Origin of the sequence: Nakamurella multipartita DSM 44233 (genome assembly GCF_000024365.1) — a bacterium.
Taxonomy (GTDB): domain Bacteria; phylum Actinomycetota; class Actinomycetes; order Mycobacteriales; family Nakamurellaceae; genus Nakamurella; species Nakamurella multipartita.
This window is the reverse complement of sequence record NC_013235.1, coordinates 593,289-613,372: the sequence shown is the minus strand read 5'-3', so window position 1 is coordinate 613,372 and position 20,084 is coordinate 593,289. Positions and strand designations below refer to the sequence as shown.

General features: G+C 67.6%; 16 protein-coding genes, 1 tRNA gene and 2 pseudogenes. 11 read left to right on the top strand and 8 right to left on the bottom strand.

Annotated elements, in window-relative coordinates:
* The first annotated feature begins 62 nt into the window (after positions 1–62).
* From NAMU_RS02740 to NAMU_RS02725, 4 genes are read left to right on the top strand one after another with little or no spacing between them, the layout of a single operon-like run.
* Positions 63–1,451: an ATP-binding protein gene (locus NAMU_RS02740; protein WP_041369698.1), complete on the top strand. Its 1,389-nt coding sequence runs from the start codon at positions 63–65 to the stop codon at positions 1,449–1,451.
* 3 nt (positions 1,452–1,454) lie between these two features.
* A complete protein-coding gene (locus NAMU_RS02735) occupies positions 1,455–3,398 on the top strand; it encodes a vWA domain-containing protein (RefSeq protein ID WP_015745883.1) in 1,944 nt (647 codons plus the stop codon).
* A gap of 53 nt (positions 3,399–3,451) precedes the next feature.
* Complete coding sequence (locus NAMU_RS02730) at positions 3,452–3,832, top strand: VOC family protein (RefSeq protein WP_015745882.1); 381 nt, start codon at positions 3,452–3,454, stop codon at positions 3,830–3,832.
* A 43-nt stretch (positions 3,833–3,875) separates the two neighbouring features.
* A complete protein-coding gene (locus tag NAMU_RS02725; protein ID WP_015745881.1) occupies positions 3,876–4,247 on the top strand; it encodes a GntR family transcriptional regulator in 372 nt (123 codons plus the stop codon).
* Here the strand turns inward: NAMU_RS02725 and NAMU_RS02720 are convergent.
* Together NAMU_RS02720 and NAMU_RS02715 are read right to left on the bottom strand one after the other, a co-directional pair.
* Positions 4,192–4,764 carry an aminoglycoside N(3)-acetyltransferase gene (locus NAMU_RS02720; RefSeq protein WP_015745880.1) on the bottom strand — a complete coding sequence of 191 codons (573 nt, stop codon included), beginning with the start codon at positions 4,762–4,764 and terminating at the stop codon, positions 4,192–4,194. The genes NAMU_RS02725 and NAMU_RS02720 overlap by 56 nt on opposite strands.
* 56 nt (positions 4,765–4,820) lie before the next feature.
* On the bottom strand, positions 4,821–5,345 hold the full coding sequence (locus NAMU_RS02715; RefSeq protein WP_015745879.1) for a DUF6326 family protein: 525 nt from the start codon (positions 5,343–5,345) through the stop codon (positions 4,821–4,823).
* Positions 5,346–5,506: 161 nt separating this feature from the next.
* Here NAMU_RS02715 and NAMU_RS02710 point away from each other — a divergent pair, with 161 nt between their 5' ends.
* Both NAMU_RS02710 and NAMU_RS02705 read left to right on the top strand, forming a co-directional pair.
* A complete protein-coding gene (locus NAMU_RS02710) occupies positions 5,507–6,655 on the top strand; it encodes a sensor histidine kinase (RefSeq protein WP_015745878.1) in 1,149 nt (382 codons plus the stop codon).
* Positions 6,652–7,299, top strand: a complete 648-nt coding sequence (locus tag NAMU_RS02705) for a response regulator (RefSeq protein WP_015745877.1) — start codon at positions 6,652–6,654, stop codon at positions 7,297–7,299. The genes NAMU_RS02710 and NAMU_RS02705 overlap by 4 nt, the downstream gene beginning before the upstream one ends.
* 26 nt (positions 7,300–7,325) lie before the next feature.
* On the opposite strand, the gene NAMU_RS02700 is transcribed toward NAMU_RS02705, so the two are convergent.
* Positions 7,326–7,997 carry an NAD(P)-dependent oxidoreductase gene (locus NAMU_RS02700; protein WP_015745876.1) on the bottom strand — a complete coding sequence of 224 codons (672 nt, stop codon included), beginning with the start codon at positions 7,995–7,997 and terminating at the stop codon, positions 7,326–7,328.
* 200 nt (positions 7,998–8,197) lie between these two features.
* On the opposite strand from NAMU_RS02700, the pseudogene NAMU_RS02695 reads away from it, so the two are divergent.
* The 4 genes and pseudogenes from NAMU_RS02695 (at position 8,198) to NAMU_RS29040 (ending at position 14,566) form a co-directional block, all read left to right on the top strand.
* Positions 8,198–9,579, top strand: a pseudogene (locus tag NAMU_RS02695) (ISL3 family transposase).
* A 576-nt stretch (positions 9,580–10,155) separates the two neighbouring features.
* Entirely contained in the window at positions 10,156–12,357 is a 2,202-nt protein-coding gene (locus NAMU_RS29045) for a hypothetical protein (RefSeq protein ID WP_015745875.1), read from the top strand.
* A 954-nt stretch (positions 12,358–13,311) separates the two neighbouring features.
* A pseudogene (locus NAMU_RS02685) lies at positions 13,312–14,049 on the top strand (tyrosine-type recombinase/integrase); the annotation flags it as partial.
* 148 nt (positions 14,050–14,197) lie between these two features.
* Positions 14,198–14,566: a hypothetical protein gene (locus NAMU_RS29040; protein ID WP_138179913.1), complete on the top strand. Its 369-nt coding sequence runs from the start codon at positions 14,198–14,200 to the stop codon at positions 14,564–14,566.
* 267 nt (positions 14,567–14,833) lie between these two features.
* Here the strand turns inward: NAMU_RS29040 and NAMU_RS02675 are convergent.
* Positions 14,834–14,923 (bottom strand) — tRNA-Ser (locus tag NAMU_RS02675).
* A gap of 8 nt (positions 14,924–14,931) precedes the next feature.
* Complete coding sequence (locus NAMU_RS31320; protein WP_015745873.1) at positions 14,932–15,519, bottom strand: TetR/AcrR family transcriptional regulator; 588 nt, start codon at positions 15,517–15,519, stop codon at positions 14,932–14,934.
* 115 nt (positions 15,520–15,634) lie between these two features.
* Between NAMU_RS31320 and NAMU_RS02665 the strand changes: the two genes are divergently transcribed.
* Positions 15,635–17,209, top strand: a complete 1,575-nt coding sequence (locus NAMU_RS02665) for an MFS transporter (protein WP_015745872.1) — start codon at positions 15,635–15,637, stop codon at positions 17,207–17,209.
* Positions 17,210–17,296: 87 nt separating this feature from the next.
* On the opposite strand, the gene NAMU_RS02660 is transcribed toward NAMU_RS02665, so the two are convergent.
* From NAMU_RS02660 to tadA, 3 genes are all read right to left on the bottom strand, one after another.
* On the bottom strand, positions 17,297–18,322 hold the full coding sequence (locus tag NAMU_RS02660) for an NAD(P)-dependent alcohol dehydrogenase (RefSeq protein WP_015745871.1): 1,026 nt from the start codon (positions 18,320–18,322) through the stop codon (positions 17,297–17,299).
* A 226-nt stretch (positions 18,323–18,548) separates the two neighbouring features.
* Positions 18,549–19,598 (bottom strand): LLM class flavin-dependent oxidoreductase, encoded by a 1,050-nt coding sequence (locus NAMU_RS02655; protein WP_015745870.1) that lies wholly within the window; start codon positions 19,596–19,598, stop codon positions 18,549–18,551.
* Between the two features lie 6 nt (positions 19,599–19,604).
* On the bottom strand, positions 19,605–20,084 hold the full coding sequence (tadA, locus tag NAMU_RS02650) for a tRNA adenosine(34) deaminase TadA (RefSeq protein ID WP_015745869.1): 480 nt from the start codon (positions 20,082–20,084) through the stop codon (positions 19,605–19,607).

The window sequence follows — 20,084 nt, the reverse complement described above, 5'->3', positions numbered from 1 at the left end:
CGCCGAGGGCGAACAACTCCCCCGGGCCCGCGGGCGGCGGGCGTAGCGTCGGGAGCGTGACGATCACCGCACCCGCGGATCTGCCGCGGACCCTCGGGGCGCTGCGCGCGTCCGGCCACCGGCTGCGTGGGGTCCGGGACGAGATCCGAGAAAACCTGATGCTCTCGCTGCGTTCCGGCGTCAACCCGTGGTCGGGCATCGTCGGCTTCGACACCACCGTGCTGCCGCAGCTGGAGCGAGCCCTGCTGGCCGGCCACGACATCGTGCTGCTGGGCGAACGCGGGCAGGGCAAGACCCGGCTGCTGCGCACCCTGCCGTTGCTGCTGGACGAATGGTCCCCCGTCATCGAGGGTTCCGATCTCGGCGAGCATCCGTACGAGCCGATCACCCCGGTCTCGGTCCGACGGGCCAACGACCTGGGCGATGACCTGCCGGTGGCCTGGCGGCACCGGTCCCAGCGGTACGCGGAGAAGCTGGCCACCCCGGACACGGCCGTGGCCGACCTGATCGGCGACGTCGACCCGGTCAAGGTCGCCGAGGGTCGCTCCCTGGGCGATCCCGAAACCATCCATTACGGCCTGGTCCCGCGCGCGCACCGGGGCATCATCGCGATCAACGAGTTGCCCGATCTGGCCGAGCGCATTCAGGTTTCGCTGCTCAACGTGATGGAGGAGCGGGACATCCAGGTCCGCGGCTACACCCTGCGGCTGCCGCTGGACGTGCTGCTTGTCGCCTCGGCCAACCCGGAGGACTACACCAACCGCGGCCGCATCATCACCCCGCTCAAGGACCGGTTCGGCGCCGAGATCCGCACCCACTACCCGCTGGAGCTGTCCGACGAGGTCGCGGTCATCCGGCAGGAGGCCCACCTGGTGGCCGCGGTACCCGAGCACCTGCTGGAGATCCTGGCCCGGTTCACCCGGCTGCTGCGTGAATCCTCCGCGATCGACCAGGGATCCGGTGTGTCGGCCCGATTCTCGGTCGCCGCGGCGGAGACGGTGGCCGCCGCGGCGCTGCGCCGGGCCGCGCTGTCCCGCGAAAGCACGGCCACCGCACGGCCGGTCGACCTGCTCTCGGTGCCATCGGTGCTGCGCGGCAAGCTGGAGTTCGCCGCCGGGGAGGAGGGCCGGGAGGACGAGATCCTGGAACACCTGCTGCGGCGGGCCACGGCCGACACCGCGCGCCGGGCGTTGCGCGGGGTCGATCTGACCCCGCTGGCCGAGGCGGTGACCGCCACCCCGGTGCGCACCGGGGATCTGGTCCCGGCGGCCGCGGTGGTCGCCTCGCTGCCTCCGGTAGCCACCGTCACCGACGTGGCCACCCGGCTCGGCGCGGCCGGCACCGAGGATCCCGGACCGATGGCCTCCGCCGCCGAACTTGCCCTCGAACTGCTCTTTCTCACCCGAAAGCTGGCCAAGAGCGCCGATGACGACACCGTCCAGTACGGCTGACCGATGACCGCACGTCGCCGGTATTCCTACCGGGCCTACGACGGCGGCCCGGACCCGCTCGCGCCGCCGTTCGACCTGCGCGAGGCAATCGACCGGATCGGCGCCGACGTGCTGGACGGCAGCTCTCCGCGGCAGGCCCTGCAGGAACTGCTGCGCCGCGGGCTGGGCGAACGGCGCGGGCTGGACGAGCTGACCCGCCAGTTGTGGCAGCGGCGGCGGGAACTGCAACGCAACAACCGGCTCGACGGCACCCTGCAGCAGGTCCGGGAACTGCTCGACCGGGCGCTGACCGCCGAGCGAAAGGCGCTGGCCCGCCAGGATTCGGACGACGCGCGGTTCGGCGAGCTGCAGCTGGACGCGTTGCCCACCGACGCCGCCGGCGCCGTCCGCGAGCTGGAGAATTACGACTGGCAGTCCCCCGACGGGCGGGCCGCCTACGAGCAGATCCGCGACCTGCTGGGGCGGGAGATGCTCGACCAGCGGTTCGCCGGCATGAAACAGGCGCTGGAGAACGCGACATCGCAGGACGTCCAAGCCATCCGGGACATGCTGGCCGACCTCAACGAGTTGCTGTCGGCGCACGCCCGGCTGGAGGACACCACCGAGCGGTTCGGCGAGTTCATGAACCGGCACGGCCACTTCTTCCCCGAGCAACCGCGCACCACCGACGAGCTGATCGACGTGCTCGCGGCCAGATCCGCGGCGGCGCAACGGATGATGAACTCACTGTCGGCCGACCAGCGGGCCGAGCTGGCCGCGCTGACCGAGCAGGCGTTCGGCGATCCCCGGCTGGCGCAGTCGCTGGCCCAGCTGGACGCGATGCTGCAGCAGTTACGGCCCGGCCAGGACTGGGACGGCTCCGGCAGGTTCCGCGGCGACAACCCGATGGGCATGGGCGAGGCCACCCGAGCCCTGGAGGAGCTGGGCCGGCTGGAGTCGCTGGGCGAGCAACTCGCCCAGGGCTACCCGGGCGCCAGCCTGGACGACATCGACCTGGACCTGCTGCAGGACGTGCTGGGCGAGCAGGCCCGGGTGGACGCCCGGGCGCTGGCCGAGCTGGAACGTGAACTGCGCGAACAGGGCCTGCTCGAGCGGGCCGCCGACGGCTCCCTGCAGCTGTCCCCCAAGGCACTGCGCCGGTTGGGCCAGACCGCGTTGCGCGACATCGCGGACCAGGTCGCCGGCCGCTCCGGGGAGCGGGAGACCCGTCGGTCCGGGCCGGCCGGCGAGGCCTCCGGGGCGACCCGGCCGTGGGCCTTCGGCGACACCGAACCGTGGCACGTGCCGCGGACCCTGCTCAACGCCCAGGTGCGGCGGGCCGGCGGCGATCCCCGAGTGCTGGACGTCACCGATGTCGAGGTCGTGGAGACCGAGCGACGGGCCCGCGCCGCGGTGGCGCTGTGCGTGGATACCTCCTGGTCGATGGTGCAGGAGGGCCGGTGGGTGCCGATGAAACGCACCGCCCTGGCCCTGCACCAGCTGATCTCCACCCGGTTCCGCGGGGACGACCTGGCCCTGATCACCTTCGGCCGGCACGCCGAGAAGGTCGAGCTGGGGCAGCTGGTCGGGCTGGAGGGTGCCTACGTGCAGGGCACCAACCTGCACCACGCGCTGCTGCTGGCCGGCGCGCACCTGCGGCGGCACCCCGATGCCACCCCGGTGGTCCTGGTGGTGACCGACGGCGAACCCACCGCGCACCTGGAACCCGATGGCTCGCCGCACTTCTCGTACCCGCCGGATCCGGAGACGGTGCATGCGACGGTGGGCGAACTGGACCGGCTGACCGGGCTGCGCGCCGCCGTCACCTTCTTCATCCTCGGTGACGACCCGCGGTTGGCCCTGTTCACCGACAAACTGGCTCGCCGCTGCGGCGGCCGGGTGGTCGCCCCCGACCTGGACGGGCTCGGGGCCTCGGTGGTCGCCGACTACTTGCGGCATCGGCGATGAGTTCGGGCCGCCGGGCCGGTCTGCCTGGGGACGACCAAGGAAGGGAGAACCTCATGCTGACCGACAGCCCCGCCTTCAGCGGATTCGCGGTCTCCGATGTGGAGACGGCCCGACGCTTCTACACCGACGTGCTCGGACTGCGGGTCGAGCAGAACACCGAGATGGGCGGTCTGCTCACCCTGCACCTGGGTGGTGACACGAATGTGCTGGTCTACCCGAGGCCGAACCATGAGCCGGCGAGCTACACCGTGCTGAACTTCCCGGTCGCCGACGTCGGCGCGGCGGTGCGTGAACTGACCGGCCGCGGGGTGCGCTTCGAGCGCTACCCCGGCATGCCGCAGGACGAAGACGGGGTGATGCGCGGCAACGGCCCCGACATCGCCTGGTTCACCGACCCCGCCGGCAACATCTTCTCCGTCATCGCCCGGGACTGAACGACACCGTCGCCGCGTCGGATTGCGGATCCGGTGCACCACAATGGCCGGCATGAACGTGGTGATCGACCCCGAGTCCGCGGTTCCGCCGTTCGAACAGGTGCGTGCCCAGCTCGCCCACCGCATCGCCGATGGCACGTTGCCGGTCGGCACCAAGCTGCCGACCGTGCGTGCGCTGGCCGCTGACCTGAGCCTGGCCACCAACACCGTCGCCCGTGCCTACCGCGAGTTGGAGACGGCCGGCATGATCGAAACTCGTGGTCGCGCCGGCACCTTCGTCGCCGCCAGCGGTGACGCCAGCCGGACTCGGGTGGCCGCCGCGGCGGCGGACTACGTCACGACCGTCGACCGTCTCGGGGTCAGCCGAGATGAGGCGCTGGCGATCGTGACCGCCGCGCTGCGCGGCCGGGCCTGAGAACCTCAGGACGGCCGCCCACCCCGAGCAGCAGCGTCCACGAGTCGAGGTCGTACATCGTCTTGAGGGGTGATCGCTCGCCGTTGGGGCAGTCCAGATCGTGCACCGCGACGATCTCAGCGGCATGCGGCCCCAGCGCGGCGAACGACCGGTGGGGGTGATGGCTGCGCACCGCACCGGGGAGGGTGCGGAACAACTCCGCGACCGCGCCCATCGTCCGGGTCGGCGTGCCTGCGGGGTCGTAGGCGGGCAGGTGGTCACGGACGAGGGGCCAGACCTCGGGAGGAACGTCGGGATCGTCGAGGTAACCGGGGTCGCACAACTGCCAGGACTGCGACGGCATCACCAGCGTCCCGGCCGGGCCGATGGCCTGCAGCAGCGCCGCGATGACCGCCTGTTCGCCGCCGACGACCCGGCCGAGCCGCGATAGCGAGGTGTGGGCGAGTACCACCGAACTCCGCGCGATACCAAGAGCACCGAGGTCCCCGACCAGTTGCTCGACGGTCACCAGCGCCATCTGCCCTCCTCCCGAGTTGACCAAGACCAAGCCTGCCACCGGCCCGGGACGGGCTGTCACGCCTGCTGCGTCGTGCGGGGAGGCTCGTTGTTGAGGCCGGCTGCCAGGGTCGCCGGTGATGCGGTGCGCCGCGGCCAGGTCCAGGCGGAGCGCACGATGAAGGCCAGGAGCACCACCTCGACTCCGATGGAGAGGCCGTAGTAGAAGGCCCAGTCCGAGGACGCACCGGCCGCGTTGAACACCATGACGGGGATGTAGAGCGACGCCGCGATGACGTTCGTCGCTCGGTTCACCCGTCCGGGCAGCGTCATGGAGAGCATCACCATGAGGGCCGGGATCCCAATGACCACAAGGAAAATCGTCACCAACGTCGGGGTGATGTCGAACTCGTAGACGCCGCCGCCCCGGATTTGGTCGATGGCGCCGGGCTGGTAAAGGTGGAAGTAGTCGATATAGATGACGAAGAACATCAAGCTGGTCCATGCTGCTGCGAGCTTGGCCTGCACGGGCAGACGCAGAACTTCCAGCGGGCTGCGGGACGGCGGATTCTCTTGTGCGGTGTGGGATTGAAGCGTCCTCATCACGGTGCTCCTTGCCTTGATCGGGTGAGTGCGTCCACCGTCACCGCTGCCGGCGTCGGGCGCATCAGCCCCGGAGCCTGACTCGACCTGGCCGTTGGCCCAGCCGAACTCTCGTACTTTCGGCCAATACACCGAGTCCGCCGGTTGCCTAGGCTGGCCGGGTGGCCACCAGCGCACTCCGCTCGCTGTGGGCCGAACCTCGACCCACGAATGCCCCGGACCTAGGCCCGCGGGACTGGGCGTTGGTCGCGGCACTGACCTGCTGGTCGGTGATCGAGGCGGTGCTTCGTCAGGACCTGGCGTCGGGCCCGCTGCTGCTGCTCGCTGCGCTCGCGGTCATCGGCCCCCTGCTGTGGCGGCGCACTCACCCGCTTCTCGCAGTGGTGGTCTGTTTCGGCACATTGACGATCGTCGACCTGGTCAGAATCCTCACCGGGCCGCACGGCGCTCTGCTGAACAGCACCGCTGCGACGCTGATCCTGACCTACGCCCTGTTCCGGTGGGGCTCAGGCCGGGAAGCGGTCTGCGGGCTCGGCATCGTCCTGCTCTGGCTGCCCATCACCATCCACGGCGCCGACCCCACCAGCCTGGCCGAGGCGGTCGCGGGATACGCGTTTTTCCTGTTCGCGGCTGCGCTGGGCGCCGCGATCCGCTATCGCACGAAGATCCGCATCCGCGAGATCGACCACGCCAAGGCCCGGGAACGTGAACAGCTCGCTCGCGAACTTCACGACACGGTCGCCCACCACGTCTCGGGGATCGTCATCCAGGCCCAAGCCGGACGTGCCGTCGCGGCGTCGCACCCCGAGCAGGCCGTCGAGGCCCTGGCCGTCATCGAGGACGCAGCGACCCGAACCCTCACCGAGTTGCGGGCCATCGTCGGCGTGCTCCGCGCCTCGCAGGACACCGAGTTGGCGCCGCAGCCCGGCGTGGCGCAGGTCGAGCAGCTCGCCACCGATGGCCTGACGCGTCCCTGCGTCGAGGTGACGCTCTCCGGCGAGTTCGACAACCTCAGCCCGGCAGTCGGGGCCGCGATCTACCGGCTGGCCCAGGAGTCCATCACCAACGCTCGACGGCATGCCCGCCACGCGACCCAGGTCTCCGTCGCCGTCCACGGCGACGCCGACCAGGTACGGCTGACCGTCGACGACGACGGCTCCGCCGCCGGCGGACGCGGCCCAGCAGGCTACGGCCTGGTGGGCATGCGGGAACGCGCTCTACTGCTCGGCGGCACCTTCGACGCGGGCCCCGCCGCCGAGCGGGGTTGGCGGGTGGAGGCGGTCCTGCCCCGAACCGGGAGGCCGCGATGAGCATCAGGGTCCTGATCGCCGACGACCAGCCCATCGTGCGCACCGGGCTGACGATGCTGCTCGACGCCCAACCCGGCATCGACGTAGTCGGCGCGGCCGCCGACGGGCGCGAGGCAGTCAGGCTGGCGCTCCAGCTGCGCCCCGACGTCGGCCTGTTCGACATCCGGATGCCGTTGATGGATGGCATCGAAGCCACCCGACTCCTCGCCGGCCCCGACGTCACCGACCCCCTGCCGATCGTGGTCATCACCACCTTCGACCTGGACGAGTACGTTCACGGGGCGCTCAAGGCCGGCGCCCGCGGGTTCCTGCTCAAGGACGCCGGACCCGCCCTGCTGACCCAGGCCATTCACGCTGCCGCCGACGGAGACGCACTGATCGCACCCAGCGTGACAGTCCGACTGCTCGCCGCGTTCGCTCAGGCACCGACCTCACCCCCAAGGCAGCCGCTGGAACCGCTGACCGCCCGCGAAGAGGAAGTCCTCGTGACCGTCGCCCAAGGCCGCACGAACAGTGAGATCGCCAGCCAGCTCTTCATCACATCAAGCACCGTCAAAGCCCATGTGGCCAGCCTCATGCGAAAGCTCGGCGCCCGAAACCGTGTCGAGGTCGCCATGTGGGCCCACGAGACCGGCCGCATCTGACACGGCAATCTCGCACGCCGCCATTCTCACACCGCGAGCGTCGGCGCCTTGCGCGTCCACCGGCGGGACTCGATCTCACCGACGATGAAGCGCGCGACGGCACCTCGACTCACAGTCCGGCCACCTGCCGGTGTCTGCGCATCTTCGATACGGGGCGGGTCTTCGCCCTCGCGATCGGTGAGGAAGACCGGGCGCACGAAGCACCATTCGAGTTCCGCGTTCGTGAAGATCTGCTCCATCCGCGCCATGTCCTCGTAGACGTCTCTGAGCAAGGGACGGACCAGAAGTCGATACCACGCGGCGAGTTCATGATCGTCTGCGCGCACGCCCGAGGACGTGATAGCGATGACGCGCGCTGCCCCGCAACACCGCATCGCATCGACGATCGCGACGGCAGCTTCCGCGAACAACCCGTTCGACCGCCGTTTGGACACCCCGAAGGCGGTCACCACGATGCTCTTCGGCGTGATCACTGTCGTGAGCGTCGCCGCGTCTCGCGCGTCCGCCTGCACAATCCGCAGCCGCTGCGCCTGATCCGTCGTCAGTTCGCGCGTCACATCGAGGTCCTGGAACTTGCCGGGGCTGCGGACCACGGCGCTCACCTCGTGACCCTTTCGCAGCAGATCGACCGCCACGAGACGGCCGATGGCGCCCGCTGCCCCGACAACGACGACATGCTGGGTCTTTGATACGGCCATACGGCTCCCACGGTCGGACAGTGATCTCTGTCCAAACTAAGCCCAAGATCAACTCGCAACGGGCGAATCGGGTCCCGTCTTCAACGGCACCGTCACGCAACGGAGCGCGGCGGGCCGTCGCCCTGGCGTTGGGTCCGAAACGGGGTCTTCGGACTTGATAGGGCTCCGGGCCTCCGACCTGCGGCGGCGTGTCGGGTGAGATGAGGGCTCGTGGCCTTCGAAACTGGTTGTTCTCTACGCAACCTGCCGAAGGACCACGAGCATGGACCAGAGTAGTTCGCTGCTGTTGGACATCGACGGGCTGGTCGTCGACCAGGTCGTCCGCGACGACGTCGGCCGACGGGTCGTGCACTGCTCGACCGACCCGCAGCTGGCCGGCTGGTGCCCGGAGTGCGGTGAGCAGTCGAGGTCGCCGAAGGCGTGGGTGACGACCCGCCCGCGGGACGTCCGGCTGGGCGAGGATCGGCCGATCCTGTTGTGGCGCAAACGCAAATGGCGCTGCCAGGTCGACGGCTGCGAGCGGAAGGTGTTCACCGAGTGCCTGCCCGAGCAGATCCCCGCCCGGGCCCGGATCACCACCCGGGCCCGCCGACTGGCGGCCGAGGCGATCGGCGACCACACCCGGCCGGTGTCCGGTGTGGCGGCCGAATTCGGCATGGACTGGCGCGTTGCGCACGACGCGTTCGTCGCGCACGCCGCGCAGGTGTTGCCCGAGCAGCCGCCGCCGGTGACCGTGCTGGGCGTCGACGAGACCCGCCGCGGCAAGGCCCACTACGAGACCGACCCCACCACCGGGGCGAAGACCTGGGTGGACCGCTTCGACACCGGCCTGGTCGATCTGAGCGGCAACGGCGGGCTGTTCGCGCAGGTCAACGGCCGCACCAGCAAGGTCCTCATCGAGTGGCTGCAGGCGCAGGACCCGGACTGGCTCGCCAACATCACCCACATCTCGATGGACACCAGCGCGACCTACGCCCGGGCCGCCCGGCTGGCCCTGCCCGATGCTGTCGTGGTCGTGGACCGGTTCCATCTGTCCGCCCTGGCCAACAAGGCGGTCACCGACTACCGGCGGGAGTTGGCCTGGGCGCTGCGTGGCCGGCGGGGCCGCAAGAGCGACCCGGAGTGGGCGCAACGGAACCGGCTGCTGCGGGCCGCGGAGTCCCTGACCGACGACGAGCTGGCCAAGGTGCAGGATGCGATGCGTCGGGCGGACCCGTCCGGCGGCCTTGAGAAGTGCTGGCAGGGCAAGGAACTGCTCCGCAAGCTGCTCAAGCTGGCTGGCACGAACCCGGACCGCGGACGGATCTTCAACGCGCTGACCGCGTTCTATCTGCATTGCGCCGACTCCGGGGTCGCGCAGCTGCGGCGGCTGGCGTGGACGGTGCACGCCTGGCAGAACTCGATCATCGCCGGGCTGCACACCGGGATCAGCAACGGCCGCACCGAGGGCTACAACCGGATCGTCAAACACATCGGCCGGATCGCCTTCGGCTTCCGCAACCAGGACAACCAGAAGCGCCGGGTACGCTACGCCTGCACCCGGAAATCCCGGGCGTCAACCAGCCACGCGAAGCCCTGCTAACTCTGAAGAGCCCCGAAACGCCTGCTGGGGCCGCAACTGAGACCAGAACTGGACCAAGAAGCCGAACGCCGACCTCTCCTGAGGGAGACGCCCGGCGTGTGCGCTGATCGTGGCGGTAGCGGTGGGATTTGAACCCACGGAGGAGTTGCCCCCTCACACGCTTTCGAGGTCTGAACTCGGGGGTCAGACGGGGTCGCCAATCTCATATGCCCTGATCAGAGGGCTGCCCCGTCCATAGGCAACGGCCGCGGACCCCACCGAATGAGACTAGAACTGAGATTAAAGCCCAAGATCAACCCACGGGGCGATCGGGTCCTGGAGATCCGAGCCGGCCCCGCGTCCGCTCGAGACAGCATCACCATCAAAGAGGCCAACGGTTCGCCGACTGAACGGATGGTGATGTACAAGTCCTCGAGAACGATTCCACGATCTGTGATCTTGTCAAACTTCGAAATCGAACGTATCCAGGTGGTTTCAAGCGCGCCGTGTGGGCAGAAACCCAGTCCAGGCGAAGTGGGATCGCCTATCGGACACCCCGGCTAGCGCGGCGGATAGAGGACAAGATAGCCTGCCTAGATGGCTTCTGAACGCTTCAAGCTAGCGCTGGATCAAGTGGGACCAGACAATTGGCGCGAATTCGAAGTTCTTGCCGCCGAGTTTCTTGTAACTGACTATCCAAGCCTGCGCACTATGGCGGCAAGCACCGGAGACAAAGGGCGTGACGGAGAGCTCTTTTCACCCTCAGAAAACTCTTCGAGCGTGGCCATTCAGTACTCAGTCGCCGAGAACTGGAAGGACAAAATATCTAAGACCCTGAAGCGACTCGAAGAAACCATGCCTAACCTCAGAACTCTGATATACGTAACTAATCAACGCATTGGACCGTCGGCGGACGAGCTTAAGAGGAAGATTCAGGAAAAAGGAATTACGGTCGACGTGAGGGACCAAAGTTGGTTTCTCGAGCGCGAGCTGACGTCACCTCAACGGCAGGTTGCGGCCGCCGAACTGGCTGAACGATTCGTGGATCCGCTTCTGTCAGCCCGGGGAGTCAAGCAAACAGTCGCCACCGTCCTGGACGACTCAGAAGCGCAGGTTGCGCTTCTACACTTGGCATTGGACGTCCAAGACAAAGCGACCGACAAGGGCTTGACAAAGACGTCGTTCGAGACCTTGGTGATCGCAGCACTTGAAGGCACGACTTCGGACCGAACCATCGGTTCGGACCAGATCATTCAACGAGTTTGTGCCATGATGCCCTCTGGCAATCCGCGCCAGGTTCAGGAACAAGCGACAAGCGCTCTGAGGCGATTGACAAGCAAGGGCGGTCCCGTCCACTTCCATAAGTCGTCCGACTCTTATTGCCTCTCGCACGAAAAGGCTACCCAGGTCCGCGAACGAATGGCCGAGTACGTCAACGATGAGACGTCACTCGAACTCCAGATCAAAGACTTGGTCAATGCAGCAGCTGATGGCGAGATTGGCGCAATCGAAGGAGAAGTCTTCGATGCGTGCGCCCGAAATCTCCGAGGCGCCATAGAGCAGCTGCTACTGGAAAAAGGGGAGGCCTTTGCGGGAGCCGTCTCATCGGGGCGAATGGTACAACTGGACGCGGAGCAGGTTCGCGCCGCCGTGGTGTCGTTGGTGCCCACAGAATTCCCCGTTACGGTAGAGCAGGCAGTTGGCATCATTGTGGAAGTGATGCAACGACCGCTGGGCTCAACTCGTCGTCACCTCCGCCGACTAGCCGACGCTTACACACTTTTCGCCTTCCTGCGCCAGGTCCCCGACGTGCAGAAGACTATTGTGAAGCTATTCGACGGAGGACATATCTGGCTAGACACCACAGTGATTCTCCCTATGCTTGCCGAGACGCTAATCTTGGAACCCAGTGAACGGCCATTTACGGTCCTCCTTAAGGCCGCTCGCGAATCGGGTATCCAATTGTTCGTCACAAGCGGAATCGTCGAAGAAGTAGAGCGACACATCAACCGGTCCCTGACCTTTGCGCGAGGAACACGCGAAAAATGGCGCGGATCGGTGCCATTCTTGTATGGCGTATTTGCTCTGTCGGGGAGGTCTCGTGCAAGTTTCTCGGGGTGGACGGAAGAGTTCCGGGGGGACGTTCGCCCCGAGGACGACGTCGCAGAGGCGCTTTGGGGTCTCTTCAGGGTAGGAAAGCGTGACCTCCTGCAGTATTCTGATGCAGCAGATTTGAGTCTCAGGGGCGCTGTTCAGGAAGTGTGGCAAGAAGCGCACGACCGAAGGAGAGGGACGGGCGCCAATTCCGATCTAGATTCGATGACGGTAAACAGACTTGTTGCACACGATGTTGAGAACTGCGTAGGAGTAATTCAGCTCCGAAAAGGCCAGCCCGCCTCGCCCGTCGGATATAGGTCTTGGTTCTTAACGATGGATCGGACTGCATTTTCTCTGGTTGACGAACTTCCGCGGCGGATCGGGCCGAAAGCGCCAGGCTCCCCGATCATCAGTCCGGACTTTCTCTCCGAGTTCCTCCGCCTAGGCTCATTGCGTACGGCAATCGACCAGGAATTGCGCGTGAACCTGCCAGTCGTTACCGACCTGGGGCGGTTTGGCAACTTCCCGGTCAACCTGGTCGAGACGGCTGAGGAGATCCGGCGCGAGAGTGGGGAGATTTCTGAGCGTTTGATCAGAAGAAGGGTACGGGACACACTTGATGCGGAGCGGCTTCGGCTTGGCGTGAAGGCATACGGTGGCCTTTCCGCTGTGCGCGAGGAGTTTGCTTCGAAGTTCGGGTAGTTCCTCGGAAAACCCGCGCCTCTGCGAAAGGCCCACTCGGACGCAATTAAGACGGAACCCATGACCTCTATTCGCATAGAACGATAATAGGCACCGACGAACAGTCATTCTAGCGCATTCACTTAGAGAAGCCCGCGGGCACGTCTATGTACGTTCGGAGCGGAGACGGAGATGGTTTAGGTGCCGACTCAGCCCAAGCAGTTACCAGTGCTCGTGACATCCAGTGCACACCCAACCTCAGGTTCGAGGGTTCGGGCGGAGTCGGCGCGATTCCATGGACGGCATCGTTACGCGCTTTCCACAGCCGCTCTATGATCTGCAATTCATTGGTGGTGAACGGAACCTATCGCGAAGTAGCCTGGTACGGAAGCGCAGTAGGAGCGGAGGACTATTTAGAATCTCCACGACATTACCCGGAATAATCGATTGCTCCGGCGTCCATGTCTAGCAGGTCAATATCGCCTCTCGCAAAGCTCTGCGTTGCGCCGGCCCTAATGCCTTGCCAATTTCACGGTGCCAGCGTAGAACTCGATGCATTACCATAGCGAGAGATTCTGAGCAACTATATCCCCTACTTGCAAAATCGAACAATGAAGAGCCTGAACCGCTTGACGTAGATCAGAGCGGATCGTCTGATTTTCCGGCCATCGCGTCCGGGGCAAGAAGTCGGCGTTCAGTGGAATCACACTTCGAGGCGCCTCCAAGTCGCGAATCCAGCCGCGGCCAGTCGCCACCCCGCGAACATACGCCATCCTGGCCATTGCAGGGCCGACACGAATATCATTTCGTCGATAGTCGAACAACTGGACAGCGTCCCGCACGAGCGTATTTCGCACGTCTGCGCAAAGCCAAGCCAGGGCAGAATCTGCAATAGAGAGAGCAGCGCCTTCTGCTTCGGGAGCTAAGCGGGCATTTGCTCCAACGAGCAGGAATGACGGATGCCCTAGGAACTGCTTCGTCCAGAATCCGGCGTCGCTCGCAAAGGCGCCTCGGCTGACCGAGCACGAGGTCGAACCGTTCGGGGTCGAAGAGGTTCAGCACTTGCTGAGCACGGCCATGAACTCCCGCAATGGAGCGCGGTGGGCCGTCGCCCTGGCGCTGGGCCTGCGTCAAGGCGAGGCGCTTGGCCTGAAGTGGTCGGATGTCGACCTGGACGCCGGGATCCTGATCGTGCGACGGGCGCGCCTGCGTCCACGGTGGCGACATGGCTGTGACGGGAGCTGCGGCCAGCAACACGGCGGGCGGTGCCCGCAGCGGATTCCCGAGCGGACGGAGACGGCGGAAACCAAGTCGCGAGCCGGGCGCCGGACCGTCGGGCTGCCCGATCAGCTGGTCTTGTTGCTGCGTCAGCATCGCGTGGCCCAGGCCGCCGAGCGGGACGTGGCGGCCCAGCTATGGACGGAGGGCGATTGGCTGTTCGCCACGCCGACCGGTGCTCCGATCAACCCACGTACTGACTACACCGAGTGGAAGCGGCTGCTCGCGGCGTCCGGCGTTCGCGACGCTCGCCTGCATGATGCCCGCCACACGGCGGCGACTGTTCTGCTGATCCTGGGCGTGCCGGAGCAGGCCGTCATGAAGATCATGGGGTGGTCGCACTCGGCCATGGCATCGCGCTACCAGCACGTGACCGTGCACGTTCAACGGGACATCGCGAACCGCGTCGGCGAGCTGATCTGGCGCTCGCCCTGACGCAAGCGTGGCGCCGGGCGCAGGTCGCCCAATCCTCACCATGGAGCAGAACTGGGCCCTTCCGAGTAGGCGGGATCCGCTGCTGGTACAGCTGCGAGACGGTGAGTAGCAGACCGAGAACGCGGTTCGATAGGCGACTTTAGGCTGGGTGACCGCCGAAGCCGAAGCCGAGCGCAACGCGGGTCGTCGCGGGATCGAGTCCGTTCAGGTTCTCGAACGGGACAACAAGCCTGCCAGTTTCGAGGACCTGACGGGCTACCGGGTCGTCTACCAAGTCGACGTGACGTTGCAGGTCAGCCATGACGCGATCTGGGATGTCCAAGACATACTCATATTGGCCTCCGGTCTCTTCCAAGACCTCGCTGAGCAGCCGGCCCTTCCAGTTCGGATCGCTCGCGGCCTTCCGCTCACCAGCCATCTCCTCGGTCACAATCCTGGCGAAGGTTCCCAGCAGGTGGGATCGGGGCTGACCGTCGCTGACCATCTGCTGCCTTCCTATCGACGTCGCTCTCGTTGATGTTCAGCCTGCCATGAGACAAAGCCGAGATGCAGCGCACCGGCTGAGTCGGCGAGGCAACCGCCGCTCATCGCGACACCCGGAAATCTTCCAGGTGCTAGGTCGACCCCTCACCTACTTGGTGTGCGCCTGGCGGAAGGCAACCAGATCTACTCGACTGCCAAGAGGACCCGGGCAGGCCCCTCTGAGGCGAATGAGACTAAAACTGAGACTAAGAGCGAAACGCCGAGCGCTCCTGGCGGAGGCGCTCGGCGTTTGCGCTGATCGTGGCGGTAGCGGTGGGATTTGAACCCACGGAGGAGTTGCCCCCTCACACGCTTTCGAGGCGTGCTCCTTCGGCCGCTCGGACACGCTACCGGCGGAAACTATACCGGCTGCGCGGGGGTGCTCCGGCCCTGCCCGGCCTCGCCACGGAGCCGGACCAGGGCGGCGACCAGCTCGACCATGTCCTCGACCTTGGCCTGGTACTGCGGGGTGCCCACGCTGGCCAGGGCATCCGGGGCGGAGGCGTTGTAGTAGAGCCCGTCCCCCATCAGCATCACCATCTGGGCCACGGTCTGGTCGCCGACGGCGGTCAGGATCGCGTCGTACCACTGACGCTGCACCTCACCCAGAGCCTCACGGGCGCTGGCGTGCGAGCGCAGGCGGGTGGCGGCCACCAGGCTCCGGTCGAACGGGGTGTCGGCGTTCTGCGAGGTCCGCAGGAAGTAGGCGACCACGCCCTCCGGGGCGGCGGCCATCAGGGCCAGGTCGTCGGCGGCCCGCGCCCGCATCCGGTCGAGCAGCCCCTCGACCATCGCCTCACGGGAGGGGAAGTGGTAGATCAGGCCGCCCTTGGACACACCGGCCTCCCGGGCCACGGCTTCCAGGGTGGCGGCCCGCTCCCCGCTGGCGACCAGCAGGCGTTCGAGCGCGTCGAGCACCCGGTCGCGGGCGGCAGGCGGCGGAGGCACCGGTCAACGGTAGCGGGTGTGATGCCCTGCACCACCACCCCGCCAGGCTTGTTACTGTACCGTCTGGTCGGTATAGTAACTAGCACACGTACGCACGACCTGGAGCTGTGAAGTCATGACCTCGACCCTGCACCCGATCGCCACCTCGGCGACCGGCGCACCGGTCACCCTTTCGACGACCCCGTCGGCCGGGCCCCGCGCCGGCGTCCGCGAGTGGATCGCCCTGGCGGTCCTGATGCTGCCGGTGCTGCTGGTCGCCGTGGACGCCACCGTGCTCAGCTTCGCCCTGCCCTCGATCTCGCAGTCGCTGACCCCGACCGGCACCCAACTGCTGTGGATGGTCGACATCTACCCGCTGGTGCTGGCCGGCCTGCTGGTCTCCATGGGCAGCCTGGCCGACCGCATCGGTCGGCGCCGGCTGCTGCTGATCGGCGCCGTCGGCTTCGCCGCCGTCTCGGCCCTGGCCGCCTACGCCCCCAGCGCGCAGTGGCTGATCGCCGCCCGCGCCGCCCTGGGCTTCTTCGGCGCCATGCTGATGCCGGCGACCCTGTCGCTGCTGCGCAACCTGTTCGTCGACCGGCAACAGCGCCGGCTGGCCATCGCGATCTGGGCGGCCGGGTTCTCCGGTGGCGCCGCGCTCGGCCCCATCGTCGGCGGGTTCCTACTGGAGCACTACTGGTGGGGTTCGGCCTTCCTGATGGCCGTGCCCGTCCTGGTCCTGCTGCTGATCCTGGCGCCGATCTTCGTGCCCGAGTCCAAGGACCCGAACCCGGGCCGGCTGGACCTGGTCAGCATCGCGCTGTCGCTGCTGACCATGGCCCCGCTGGTCTACGCGATCAAGGCGGTCGCGCACGACGGCATCTCGACCCTGGCCATCGGCCTGGTCGCGGTCGGCCTGCTGGCCGGCTCGGCATTCGTGCGCCGGCAGCTGACCCGCCCGAACCCGATGCTGGACGTGCGATTGTTCCGGCGCAGCGCCTTCACCGGCGCGGTGCTGGCCAACCTGCTGGCCGTGTTCGCGCTGGTCGGGTTCCTGTTCTTCGTCGCACAGCACCTGCAGCTGGTGCTGGGCCACAGCCCGATGCAGGCCGGCCTGATCCTGCTGCCCGGCCTGATCGTGACCATCGTCGCCGGGCTGGCCGTGGTGCCGCTGGTGCGAGTGGTGCCACCGCGGGTGGTGGTAGCCGGCGGCCTGTTGATCAGCGCCGCGGGCTACACGGCGATCCTGTTCACCGCGAACGACCCCAGCGCGTTCGGGTTGGGCGCCGCATTCGTGCTGCTCAGCCTGGGCATCGGGGCCGCGGAGACGATCTCCAACGACGTGATCGTCTCCAGCGTGCCGGCCGACAAGGCCGGCGCCGCCTCGGCCATCTCGGAGACCGCCTACGAGCTGGGCGCGGTGCTGGGCACCGCGGTCCTGGGCGGCATCCTGTCCGCGGTCTACAGCGCCCGGGTCGTCGTCCCGGCCGGTCTGGACGCGGCCGCCGCGACCAGCGCGTCGGAAACCCTCGGCGGGGCGACCACGGTCGCCGCCACCTTGCCCGAGCCGGCCGCCACCGAGTTGCTCGACTCGGCCCGGCACGCCTTTGACGGCGGTGTCGTGCTGACGTCGGGTATCGCGGTGGTCCTGGTCCTCGCGGCCGCCGCCCTGGTCTGGGTGACGCTGCGCGGCAAGGGCGCCGAAAGCTGATCCGAGCATGAACCAACCCCGGTGAGCAGACAGCCATTGGCTGCTCACCGGGGTTGGTGGCTTCGGACCCCGCCGGCGGGACCGGACCTACGGGATGAGGATGGCCCGTCCGCGCACCTTGCCGGCGTCCAGGTCGTCCAGGGCGTCCTGGAACTGATCGAGGCGGTACTTGGCCGTATGCAGGGTGACCTTGCCCCGAGCGGCCAGCGCCATGAGCTCGACCAGGTCGTTGTAGCTGCCGACCAGGTTGCCGATGATGTTGCGCTCGGTGGAGATCAGATCGATGGTCGCGATGTCGACGTTCTCGCCGTACCCGACGACGTGGTAGTCGCCGGCCCGCCGGGTCATGTCCAGACCCTTGGCGGTGGACCCGCCCTCACCGACGAAGTCGATGACCTGCTCGGCCCCGTGCCCGCCGGTGATGTCCAGGATCTGCTGCACCTCGGTGCCGTCGGCCACCACCGTGATGTCGGCGCCGATGGACTTGGCCAGCTCCAGGGCGGCCGGGTTGCGATCGACCACGATCAGGTCGGCCGGCGAGAGCGCCTTGAGCACCTGGATCCCGATGTGTCCCAGACCGCCGGCGCCGATCATCACGCACCGGTCGCCGGGGCGCAGCTTGCGGGCCGCCTTGGCGGCCGCGTGGTAGGCGGTCAGCCCGGCGTCGGCCAGCGCGGCGACGTCGGCCGGCTCCAGCGAATCGTCGATCTTGACGACGCTGCGGGCGGAGGTCTTGAGGTAGTCGGCGTAACCACCCTCGGTGTCGATGCCCGGGAACTGGGAGTTCTCGCAGTGCACGTCGTCACCGAAGCGGCAGGCCCGGCACAGCCCGCAGGTGATCAGCGGATGCATGATCACCTTGTCGCCGACCTTGACGTTGGTGACGGCGCTGCCGACGGCGTCGACCCAGCCGGCGTTCTCGTGCCCGATCGTGTACGGCAGGGCCACGTGGGTCTTGGGCTCCCACTGGCCTTCGAGGATGTGCAGGTCGGTCCGGCAGACCCCGGCCCCACCGATCTTGACGATCACGTCGTGCGGCCCGGTGATCTCGGGCTTGGGCACCTCGGTCAGCTCGAGGTTGCGGTGGTAACCGACCACGCGTACTGCTCGCATGCGAGAACTCCTTCGTTCGGGCATCGGATGGTGGACAACGGCCATGGTGGCGCAGCCGCCACGGGTCCGCACACAGCGCCGGGTGCGGACCGGGGACACCGCACTGCGCGAGGGAGCGCCACTGCTCCCCCGGCCGCATGGCGGCGTCCGACCAGTGTGACCGCTGACTCGGTTCAGCGCAATAGACAGGACCGAACTCGTCCGCACTTGTCCGTACAACTCGCGGTCAGGCGGTGCCGATCTCCGCCCGTACGAGCGGGACGACGGCGGTGCCCAGCAGCTCGATGGCCCGCAGCGAGTCGGCCTGCGGGACACTGGACAGGTCCATCTGGAACAGCTGGCGGTCGTGGCCGAGCACCCCGTGCAGCGTCACGATGCGTTCGGCGACCTGCTCGGGCGTCCCGATGAAATAGGCCCCGCCGGGGGCCGCCTGCGCCTCGTAGGAGGCCCGGTCGGGCGCGGGAAACCGTCGCTCGCGAGCGATCCGGCGCATGGAGTCGAACCAGTACGGGAAGAACGTGTCCAGCGCCCGGCCGTCGTCGCTGATGAAGCCCATCCCGGACACCGCGACCTGCGGCACCGCGCCGCGACGCTCGGACTGGGCGCACGCGCGCCGGTACAGGTCGACCAGCGGGGCGAACCGGGCCGGCTGCCCGCCGATGATCGCGTAGTTCACCGGCAGGCCGAGAAGCCCGGCCCGGACGGAGGATTCGGGATTTCCGCCGGTGGCCACGCTGATCCGCAGGTGCTCACCGAGTTCGGGCTTGGGGTAGGGCCGGGGCAGGATCACCGCCTTGTCCAGCCGCGGCCGGAACTGCCCGGACCAGGTCACCGGGTTGCCGGCATCGATCTGCAGCAACAACTGGATCTTCTCGTCGTACAGGGCGTCGTAGTCGCTCAACTCGGCCCCGAACAGCGGGTAGGACTCGATGAACGAGCCGCGGCCGGCCATCAGCTCGACCCGGCCCCGGGAGATCAGGTCGATCGTGGCGTACTGCTGGTAGACCCGCACCGGGTCCTCGGTCGAGAGCACCGTGACCGCGCTGCCCAGCCCGATCCGGCTGGTCTGCCCGGCCGCCGCGGCCAGCACGGTGGCCGGCGCGGAGACGGCGTAATCGGGTCGGTGGTGTTCGCCGATGCCGAAGAAGTCCAGGCCCACCTGCTCGGCCAACCGGATCCGCTCCAGCAGGTCGGCCATCCGCTGGGCGGGCGAGACCTTTTCGTGCGTCACCGGGTTGGGGTGGATGTCACCGAAGCTGTACACACCGAGCTGCATGAGTGCTCATTCTCCCGGTTGTCGATGGTCGGCGAAGAAGGTGCGCAGCAGCTGGGCCGATTCCTGCTCCAGCACCCCGCCGCGGACCTGGACCCGGTGGGTCAGCCGCCGGTCGCGCAGCACGTCCCACAACGAGCCGGCGGCGCCGGTCTTGGGCTCCCAGCAGCCGAACACCACGGTCTCGATGCGGGCCAGCACGACCGCCCCGGCGCACATGGTGCACGGCTCGACGGTCACGGCCAACGTGCACCCGGTCAGGTTCCACTGCCCGCGGGCCGCGGCGGCCTGCCGCAGGGCCAGGATCTCGGCGTGTGCGGTCGGGTCGCCGGTGGCCTCCCGCGCGTTCCGGCCCCGCCCGATGACGACCCCGTCGGGGTCCAGCACCAGCGCCCCGATGGGCAGGTCCCCGGTGTCCGGGGCCCGGCGGGCCAGGTTCAGGGCCTGCCGGATCAGCTCCGCGTCCGCGGCGTCGCGGGCCCCCGGCAT

Coding starts and splice junctions, on each gene's coding strand:
- NAMU_RS02735 (WP_015745883.1), top strand. CDS start 1,455: ATGACCGCACGTCGCCGGTATTCCTACCGGGCCTACGACGGCGGCCCG.
- NAMU_RS02730 (WP_015745882.1), top strand. CDS start 3,452: ATGCTGACCGACAGCCCCGCCTTCAGCGGATTCGCGGTCTCCGATGTG.
- NAMU_RS29045 (WP_015745875.1), top strand. CDS start 10,156: ATGGCTTCTGAACGCTTCAAGCTAGCGCTGGATCAAGTGGGACCAGAC.
- NAMU_RS02715 (WP_015745879.1), bottom strand. CDS start 5,345: ATGAGGACGCTTCAATCCCACACCGCACAAGAGAATCCGCCGTCCCGC.
- NAMU_RS02665 (WP_015745872.1), top strand. CDS start 15,635: ATGACCTCGACCCTGCACCCGATCGCCACCTCGGCGACCGGCGCACCG.
- NAMU_RS02725 (WP_015745881.1), top strand. CDS start 3,876: ATGGCCGGCATGAACGTGGTGATCGACCCCGAGTCCGCGGTTCCGCCG.
- NAMU_RS02720 (WP_015745880.1), bottom strand. CDS start 4,764: ATGGCGCTGGTGACCGTCGAGCAACTGGTCGGGGACCTCGGTGCTCTT.
- tadA (WP_015745869.1), bottom strand. CDS start 20,084: ATGCCGGGGGCCCGCGACGCCGCGGACGCGGAGCTGATCCGGCAGGCC.
- NAMU_RS02705 (WP_015745877.1), top strand. CDS start 6,652: ATGAGCATCAGGGTCCTGATCGCCGACGACCAGCCCATCGTGCGCACC.
- NAMU_RS02655 (WP_015745870.1), bottom strand. CDS start 19,598: ATGCAGCTCGGTGTGTACAGCTTCGGTGACATCCACCCCAACCCGGTG.
- NAMU_RS02660 (WP_015745871.1), bottom strand. CDS start 18,322: ATGCGAGCAGTACGCGTGGTCGGTTACCACCGCAACCTCGAGCTGACC.
- NAMU_RS02700 (WP_015745876.1), bottom strand. CDS start 7,997: ATGGCCGTATCAAAGACCCAGCATGTCGTCGTTGTCGGGGCAGCGGGC.